1 protein-coding gene is annotated in these 1,157 nt (G+C 74.3%); it reads left to right on the top strand.

Going from position 1 to position 1,157, the window contains the following annotated elements; genetic code table 11:
- Positions 1-12: 12 nt before the first annotated feature.
- Positions 13-1,157 (top strand): acyltransferase domain-containing protein (locus tag K304_RS30320; RefSeq protein ID WP_486591761.1); only part of this gene is annotated, 1,145 nt, incomplete at its 3' end.

Genomic DNA, 1,157 nt, shown 5'->3' with positions numbered 1-1,157 from the left:
CAGGTGGCGGCCGTGCTGGGGGAGGGGCGGCAGTCGCGGTGGCTGGAGGTCAGTCACGCCTTCCACTCCGTGCTGATGGACCCGATGCTGGAGGAGTTCCGCCGCGTCGCGGCAGGCCTCTCCTTCCACCCGGCGCAGACCCCGATCGTCTCCACCCACACCGCACGGCTCGTCGAGGAGTTCACCGCCGACTACTGGGTGGACCAGCTGCGCGGCACGGTCCGCTTCGCCGACGCCACGGCACGGGTGAAGTCCCTGGGCGTCTCGCGTTTCGTCGAGATCGGTCCGGATGCCAGTCTCGTCGGCGCCGTCGAGGAGACCTGCGAGGACGACACGCTCGCCCTGCCGCTGCTGCGCCGTGACCGGCCGGAGCCGCGGGCACTCGTCGCGGCCGTCTCCCGCCTCTGGGCACACGGCCTCCGCGTGGACTGGGACGCGTTTTTCGCCCCGTCCGGCGCCGAGACCGTCGACCTGCCCACGTACGCCTTCCAGCACGAACGCTTCTGGCCCTCGCGGAAGATCGGAATGCCCGCGGACACCGGTACGGAAGCCGGTACGGACGCCGGACTGTGGGACGCCATCGAGCGCGGCGACGCGCAGTCGCTCGCCGCCGAGCTGGGCCTGGGCGGTGCCGAGACCTCGTTCGCCGACGCGCTGCCCGCACTGTCGGCGTGGCGCCGACGCCGCGAGGAGAACGCCTCGCTCGGGCGGCTGCGCCACCAGGTGTCGTGGTCGCCCGTCGGCCTGACGCCCGGCGCCGTGGTGTCCGGCCGCTGGCTGCTGGTCGAGGCAGCGGGCACGGACGAGCAGTGGGCGGACGCCCTCGCCGGGGAACTGGCCGCGCGCGGGGCCGCGGTGAACCGTCTGCAGCTCGCGGCCTCCGACGTGGACCGCGCGTCGCTGGCCGCACGGCTCGGTGAGTTCGCCGACTGCACGCGCGTGGTGTCCTTCCTGGCCCTCGACGACGCGGCCCACCCGCAACAACCCGGCCTTCCCGCCGGTCTCGCGGACACGGCCGTACTGGTGCAGGCCCTCGCGGACGCGGACCTGGACGCCTCGCTGTGGGCGGTGACGTCCGGCGCGGTCGCGGCCGGCCCCGGTGACGCGGTCCCGCACCCCGTTCAGGCCGGTGTCTGGGGTCTGGGTCGTGTGGTGGC

The sequence above is a fragment of the Streptomyces sp. CNS606 genome (assembly GCF_000426325.1).
Note: the sequence above shows the minus strand (reverse complement) of the source record. Positions and strands in the feature narration are given on the sequence as shown.